Source organism: Pseudomonas sp. RIT357 (genome assembly GCF_000632245.1).
Taxonomy (GTDB): Bacteria; Pseudomonadota; Gammaproteobacteria; order Pseudomonadales; family Pseudomonadaceae; genus Aquipseudomonas; species Aquipseudomonas sivasensis.
In genome coordinates, this window is the sequence record NZ_JFYX01000007.1 from 105,834 (window position 1) to 113,267 (window position 7,434).

The 7,434-nt window shown below is 57.8% G+C and carries 9 protein-coding genes; all 9 read left to right on the top strand.

The genetic code is table 11. The features are described from left to right. The first annotated feature begins 62 nt into the window (after positions 1-62). Positions 63-998 carry a LysR family transcriptional regulator gene (locus BW43_RS20015; protein ID WP_050442814.1) on the top strand — a complete coding sequence of 312 codons (936 nt, stop codon included), beginning with the start codon at positions 63-65 and terminating at the stop codon, positions 996-998. Further along, entirely contained in the window at positions 995-1,858 is an 864-nt protein-coding gene (locus BW43_RS20010; RefSeq protein ID WP_032885533.1) for a LysR family transcriptional regulator, read from the top strand. The genes BW43_RS20015 and BW43_RS20010 overlap by 4 nt, the downstream gene beginning before the upstream one ends. A gap of 228 nt (positions 1,859-2,086) precedes the next feature. Continuing rightward, the gene (locus BW43_RS20005) at positions 2,087-2,512 is read left to right on the top strand and encodes a VOC family protein (protein ID WP_032885534.1); all 426 of its coding nucleotides are present in this window, start codon (positions 2,087-2,089) and stop codon (positions 2,510-2,512) included. Between the two features lie 160 nt (positions 2,513-2,672). After that, positions 2,673-3,452, top strand: coding sequence for an allophanate hydrolase subunit 1 (locus BW43_RS20000; RefSeq protein ID WP_032885536.1), 780 nt, complete (start codon positions 2,673-2,675; stop codon positions 3,450-3,452). Beyond that, positions 3,449-4,390 carry a biotin-dependent carboxyltransferase family protein gene (locus BW43_RS19995; protein WP_032885538.1) on the top strand — a complete coding sequence of 314 codons (942 nt, stop codon included), beginning with the start codon at positions 3,449-3,451 and terminating at the stop codon, positions 4,388-4,390. Before BW43_RS20000 ends, BW43_RS19995 begins: the two co-directional genes overlap by 4 nt. After that, entirely contained in the window at positions 4,383-5,153 is a 771-nt protein-coding gene (locus BW43_RS19990) for a LamB/YcsF family protein (RefSeq protein WP_032885541.1), read from the top strand. The genes BW43_RS19995 and BW43_RS19990 overlap by 8 nt, the downstream gene beginning before the upstream one ends. Positions 5,154-5,393: 240 nt before the next feature. Then, positions 5,394-6,740, top strand: a complete 1,347-nt coding sequence (locus BW43_RS19985) for an MFS transporter (protein WP_032885542.1) — start codon at positions 5,394-5,396, stop codon at positions 6,738-6,740. Positions 6,741-6,787: 47 nt separating this feature from the next. Continuing rightward, on the top strand, positions 6,788-7,210 hold the full coding sequence (gene accB / locus BW43_RS19980; protein WP_032885544.1) for an acetyl-CoA carboxylase biotin carboxyl carrier protein: 423 nt from the start codon (positions 6,788-6,790) through the stop codon (positions 7,208-7,210). A 17-nt stretch (positions 7,211-7,227) separates the two neighbouring features. After that, positions 7,228-7,434, top strand: a 207-nt coding sequence (locus BW43_RS0127335) for a biotin carboxylase N-terminal domain-containing protein (RefSeq protein WP_032885546.1), incomplete at its 3' end; no start/stop codon positions are given.

Below are 7,434 nucleotides of genomic sequence, written 5' to 3' on the forward strand. Positions count from 1 at the left end.
GGCAATCGCCCATTAGAAGCGCACGCTTGCAATAAGGCGCCTTAACGCAAACGGTTATAACCATGCAGATTCCCGAGATAGAGGTGTTCGCTAACGTCGCCATCAGCAGCAGTTTGTCCGAGGCTGCGCGGCGGCTTGGGCTGTCGGCGATGACCGTCTCACGGCGTCTGGCGGCCCTGGAAAAAGAGCTGGGTGTGCGCCTGGTACACCGCACCACACGCTCCGTCGCACTCACGCCGGAAGGCGAAATGTACCTGCCTTACGCAAAGACCATGCTTGAGGCCAACGAAGCTGCGCGGGCCACGTTGAAAACCAGTGCGGGCAGTGCCAGCGGCACATTGAGGGTCACCGCGCCTAGCGTCTTTGGCCAAACCGTCATCATGCCGCTGCTGCCAGCCCTGCTGGCTGACCACCCAACCCTCAAGGTCGACCTGACGCTATCGGATAGCATCATCGACATCGCCGGGCTCGGCATTGATGTGGCCATTCGCATCGCCACGCTGCGCGACTCGACATTGGTGGCTACCAACCTTGCGCCCAATCCGCGTGTCGTGTGCGCAAGCCCGGCCTACCTGGCGCAATGGGGCACACCGACGGTGCTGGAAGACCTCAATCATCATCGATGCATCGCGTTGCACGGAATGCCCTATTGGCCGTTCACCAACGGCGAGAACGCCGTGGCCATTCGAGCTCAGGGCGCGTTTTCCGCCAACAGTGTCGAGGCGGTGCGCACTGCAAGCAAACAAGGTCTGGGCCTGGCCATGCTGACCTATTGGGATATCCGCAACGAACTTGCTGAAGGCTCACTCGTAAAGGTGAACCTTGAGGATGTGCTGCCCGAGCAACTGTCGATCACGGCAGTGCTACCGACACGTCAACATGTGCCGCACAGAGTGCGCGTGTTCGTTGAGCACCTGGAAAAAGTACTCAACAATACACACAGCGAACCAGACGACCTTCTGCGCCAACACCCCATCACGAATCCAGGTGCACCATGATCAGAGAGTTGAAGACATTTATATGTGTTACGCAGCGGGGCACGTTCGCAGCGGCTGGCCAGCAGGTTGGGCTGACGCAGTCTGCCGTCAGCGCTCAGATCAAAAGCCTTGAGGACAGCTTGGGCGTCAAATTGTTTGACCGTACCGGACGCTCAGCCACGCTCAATTCAGCAGGCCAACGTGCCATTCCCCTGGCCGAGGAAATCCTGCGGCTTTTCGGTCGAATGGGTGCCGCAGACAGCGGCAATGACTTCCACGGCGCACTGCGAATCGGCGCGATCGGCACGGTTCAGACCGGGATCCTGCCGCAGGCGCTGGTGGCTTTGAAGTCACAGGCGCCTTTCATCGAAACCAACCTTGTGCCGGGTGTGTCGTTGAACCTGCTCAGCCAGGTGGACGCTGGCGAGCTGGACCTGGCCATCATGATCAGACCGCCTTTTTCCCTACCCAAGGATCTGCATGCCGAAGTCATCGCGCGCGAGGCTTTCGTACTGATCACGTCCAAAGATGTAGTGGGCGACGACCCGCTGGCGATTCTGGCGGAACAACCCTTTGTGCGGTATGACCGAGGCTCGTTTGGCGGGCGGCTGGTCACCCAGTTTCTCAAGCAGCAAAAAATCCATGTGCATCAGGCACTGGAGCTGGATGAACTGGATGCCATTGTCAAAATGGTACGCAGTGGGCTCGGCGTTTCGCTGGTACCCAAGGCGGGTCTATGGCTCGAACATGCGGATGATGTCAGGGTGCTGGAGTTGCGCCAGCTCACGTTTTTCAGGGAGATCGTACTGGTCTCAAAGTATCGGCAAAAACATTCACCGCTGTTCAACATCTTCCGGACCTGCGTCCTTGATGCGGTGTGATGTCTTCCGAATTCATATGAGCAATAGAAAATCAACCGCGGCACCGCAAGCTGTTGAGCGTTTGTACGACCTATCGTGGTGCAGCATGAACAACAATGGTGCAAAAGCCTGCGCTACCGATTTACTCATCGAAATAATTCGTGCTCAGGACTCAGAATTTGCGCTTTTCCCCACTGTGTTTCCGGATAAGAATTGATTCAGATCAAAACAAATCAATAGGAAATCACCGTGAGCCTCTCCCCTTTCCATCTGGCAATTCCCGTCTACGATCTGGCCGCCACACGTCACTTCTACGGTGAGGTGTTCGGTCTTTCCGAAGGTCGCTCCAGCGACCAATGGGTAGACTTCGATTTCTACGGCCATCAACTGGTCATCCACGAGCACCCAAAGACAACGTCGCAGGAAAGCGTGCACAGCAACCCGGTAGACGGCCACGACGTACCGGTTCCGCACTTCGGCATCATCCTGGAGTGGGCGCAATGGGAAGCGCTGGCAGAGCGCTTGAAAGCGCGCGCAACCAAGTTCGTGATCGAACCCTACATCCGCTTCCAGGGCCAAGTCGGCGAGCAGGCCACCATGTTCCTGTTCGACCCATGCGGCAATGCGCTGGAGTTCAAGGCTTTCAAGGATATGAGCCAGCTGTTCGCCAAGTAAGACGTTGTTCAAGCGACCGTCGCCATTAGAGCGACGGCGCACTCTCAAGCCGTGAAGCCTTGCTGTGTTGCGCCGGATACCTGTGAAAGCTCGTGCTTTCTCTGTCTCGCTGCACGCGCGTGGCCGATGCTTAGCCTGCCGCATGAGGATAGAGAACACTATGTCCGACCTCAGTTGCATTTTGGATGAGTCGCCGAGAGCGCCGCTCTCCACCGTGAAATGGCACTTTGAGCCGTGCGGTGATCGCTGCGTAATCCTTATATTTGGCAGCGTATTTTCCATTGACCTCAACCGCCAGGCCGCCTCGGTCGGCAGCCAATTACGCACTCTGGGCGCACACGGTCAACTGCCGGGCGTCACGGATGTTGTCTCTGCGATGGTGACCGTCGGCGTTCATTACTCTCCTGAGTCAATTGCCAGTCTTTTCCCCGGCGTATCGCCTTACGAATCGATCTGCAAACTTGTGACCGAGCGTCTCAAAGACTCGCACAGTGCTGCCGCAACGACAGTCACCCGCCTCGATATCCCCGTGTGCTACGACCCGGAATATGCCCCGGATCTTGAAGACATTGCACAGGCCTGCGGCCTGACCACCAACGAGGTCATCGCCGCTCACTCGGCCGACTGGCTGGATGTGCTGATGGTCGGTTTCGCGCCAGGCCATCCTTACATCGGCATGCACGACAGCGCCCTGTCGCTGCCGCGTCGCGCAACACCGCGCACGCTTGTAAAGCAAGGCAGCATCGGCATCGCTAACCGACAAAGTGTGATTTACCCGGCTGATCTCCCCGGCGGCTGGAACCTCATAGGGCGTACACCGCTGCCCATGTTTTCTCCCTTGAGTCAGCCGCCGTGTCTTTTACAGGGCGGCGACCAGATTCGATTTGTACCCATTACCCGCCATGAATTTGATCTGTTGGCTCGGGAGAACACGAAGTGACCATCAAGGTAATCAAACCCGGCATGCTCTCAACCTTCCAGGACACCGGTCGCCATGGGTTCCAGCATTGGGGCGTACCCGTGACCGGCGTGATGGATGAAGATGCGCATGCCCTGTGCAACTTGCTGGTCGGCAACCCTCGCACCTTCAGCACGTTGGAAATGACCCTGCAGGGCCCGACGCTGCATTTTCAGGCCAAAGCCGTGATTGCACTCGCTGGCGCAGACCTTGGCGCCGAGTTGGATGCGATCCCGCTCAAGCCCGGCGTGGCTGCCCTGGTGTCTCCCGGCAGCACCTTGAGTTTCGGCAAACGGCGACAGGGCGCCCGCAGTTACCTCGCGGTAGGGGGCGGCTTTTTGCTGCACCCGCTGATGAACAGCACCAGCACTTACTCCCGGGGCGGGTTCGGCGGGCTGCGCGGCCGCGCACTTCAAGCCGGGGATTTGATCCCCATCTGCTCATCGTTTGCCAACCCGCCACGCCTCAGCCCCCGCTCCCACTTTGGGCTGTACGAAGCGGTTGCCTGCGAACAGATAAGAGTGATCGCCGGAAGAGAATGGAAAGACTTTTCCGCCGAGTCCCAAGCGCACTTCTTGAACCATGACTACACCTTGAGCGGTGACTCTGACCGCATGGGCTACCGACTCGATGGCACACCGCTGGCGTTGTCTTCGCCCAAAGAACTGCTATCGGAAAGTGTCACGTTCGGCACCGTCCAGGTGCCCCCTAGCGGCAAGCCGCTGATCTTGATGGCCGACCGACAAACGACCGGCGGATATCCACGTATCGCCCAAGTAGCCAGCGTCGATCTGCCAAGGCTCGCGCAGTTACTGCCGGGCGATAAGTTGCGATTCTCTCTTATAGATTTGAGCGCCGCCGAAACCTTGCTGCTCACCCGCGCTCGCACGCTCAAAGCGATGGAGGCCTTCAATGCCTGAAATAGATTTCAACAGCGACCTTGGCGAAGGCTTCGGCATTTATCGCGCAGGCGACGATGCAGCGATTCTGCCCCACCTCACCTCAGCCAATATCGCCTGCGGGTTTCACGCTGGGGATTCGCGCTCGATGCGCTCAACGGTGGCGCTGGCCGCACAGCTGGGTGTGGCAATCGGCGCCCATCCAGGCTTTGACGACCTGCAAGGTTTCGGTCGCCGGATGATGACGCTGTCCGAGGATGAAGTGTACGAACTCATCGTTTACCAAGTCGGTGCGTTGCTGGGCTTTACCAAAGCGGCCAAGGTCGAACTGCGCCACGTCAAACCCCATGGTGCGCTTTACAACTTCGCCGCGGTGCACCGCCCCACTGCCGATGCGATCTGCCGGGCAGTAAAAGACATTGATCCGAGCCTGATTCTTTTCGGATTGTCGGGTAGCTCCTTGGTCACCGCCGCCCAAGCCTGTGGTTTAACCGTGGCACAGGAAGTGTTTGCCGATCGCAGCTACCAGGAGGACGGCACACTGACGCCCCGCAGCCAGTCTGGCGCAATGATCGAAAACCTCCACGATGCCATCGATCAAGTCATGAACATGCTGCATTTAGGCGAAGTGCGCACCACCCAAGGGACCTGGGTACCGGTGACGGCACACACGCTTTGCCTACACGGCGACCAGCATGGCGCTGCAGCGTTTGCCAGTGCGATCAGGCAAGCCCTGCTCAAAGAAGGCATCACCATTCAAAAACCCGCGCGTGCGCGTATTTGAGTGACACCCACAACGTTTACCCATAATAAAAAGGAAACAACCATGCCTCGTGAATCAACCCCCTCGTTTTAACTGCCGAGCTTAAAACCTCGTCTGAGAGCTGAATAGTCAATGACGGATGCGTCTGGGCGCCTGCATGCCCGGATGAACTGTGCACTGTCGGTTTTCAGTACGTCACTTTCAAGGCAGGAACCTCTGCCACTTAACTCTTTTGGCCAATGGCCAGAGTGGAAGGTATTTATGTCTCGTGTTCTCTCTGAAAATACGCACTCGTCGCACCTCGACGTCGAGGCACACGCCACCAGCGGTACAACGCAGTCAGCCGTCATTGCCAAGCGCGCAGCCATGGCCTCGGCCACCGGCACCGCCGTTGAATACTATGAGTTCAGTATCTACGGCTATATGGCGACCATCATCGCACCTCTGTTCTTTCCGGGTGACAACCCTGCCGCTGCCCTCCTCGCCACACTGGCGGTGTTCGGCATTGCCTTTGTCATCCGCCCGATCGGCGGCGTGCTGCTCGGTCGCCTTGCCGATCGTATCGGTAGACGTCGAGTGCTGCTCAGCACCGTGATCGGGATGGGCACCGCAACTGCACTCATTGGGGTTTTGCCCACCACCGCACAGATCGGACTGGCCGCCCCTATCCTGCTGGTGCTGTTGCGACTGTCCCAAGGTTTCTTCGCCGGTGGCGAAGTGGTAGGCGCCGCGGCGTTTGTAGCGGAATCTTCTCCTAACGGCAGACGCGGGTTCTTCGGTTCATTCACACCGCTGGGGGTTGCCGTGGGTGGCGCAACCGGGGCGATTGTCTGCGGTATCACCACCGGGCTGCTCAGTGCCGAGCAATTGCAGGCATGGGGCTGGCGTATCCCGTTTTTCTTGTCCATCCCGCTGGTTATGTTCTCGTTTTATATGCGGCACAACGTTGAAGAAACGCCGGAATTCAAAGCTTTCCTTGAGAAGGAAAAGCCACCGGTAGCGCCGGTCAAAGAGGTATTCAGCAAAAACCTGCCGGCATTGCTGCGGGTCATCGTATTTGCCTCTGCACAGAATGCGGGTTACTTCATCGGGATGGTGTTCATGAACATCTACCTCACGACCTACCTGCACTTCGACAAATCCAAAGTCTACTGGGTGATTGCAGTGATCAGCCTGTGCATGGCAGCGATGATGCCGTTCTGGGGAGGTTTGTCAGACCGTATCGGTCGTAGGAAGGCGCTGAGTATCGGCTTTCTGGGCTACGCGATTCTGGTGATTCCCATGATGATCCTGATGGACAGCGGCAGCCTCTGGATCGCCGCACTGGCCATGTTCGTCGCGACCCTGCCTATGCCGATCGTTCAATCGGTTGGCTACCCGACTTACGCAGAACAATTCCCGACACGTGTGCGCTACACGGCCATGGCGATCAGCATCAACCTGGGCGCCATCCTGGGCGGCGGCATCACCCCCTACGTGGTCACCTCGATTATCACCAAGACCGGCAATTTACTGGTACCGGGCTATTTCATGGCAGGCGCGGCAGTGTGTGCCTTATTAGCGATTCTCACCTTGCGTGAAACCTCCAAGGGCAACCTCCTTAGATAGTTCGACGCCACGTTACGCCCCCAACCCAAGCATAAGGTTGCAGCAGCATGGACATTGAAAAAGTAAAAGAACTGGTCAAATTGATCGAAGGATCAGGCTTGGCGGAGATTGATTTCAAAGAAGGCAGCAATCGGGTCCGTCTTCGTCGAGACCGTAAACCGGCCGCCGCTCCCCAGACGGTCGCTCCCTCGCCACTATCCGAGTCGCAGACGGTACAGGTCGAGCCAAAACCCGCCGGCACGTTCATCACGGCGCCGATGGTGGGCGTGTTCTACCGCAAGGCCTCGGCGACTTCGGCAGCGTTTGTTGAGATTGGCCAATCCGTGGCAAAAGGCGATGTGCTGTGCATTGTGGAAGCCATGAAAATGATGAACACGGTGGAGGCAACCTGCAGTGGGGTCATTGAGGCAATCATGGTCGAAGACGGTCAGCCCGTTGAATACGACCAGCCCATGTTCAACATTGTTTGAGCGACGCGGAGGTCAGAATGAGTGAAGTCGCAAAACTGCAAAAAGTAGTCATCGCCAACCGTGGTGAAATTGCTTTGCGTATCGTGCGTGCCTGTAAAGAACTGGACATCAAGACCGTCGCTGTTTACTCGACGGCCGATACCGAACTGATGCACGTGAAACTGGCGGACGAAAGCATCTGCATCGGCCCGCCACTGGCCACGAACTCGTACCTGAAAGTCTCG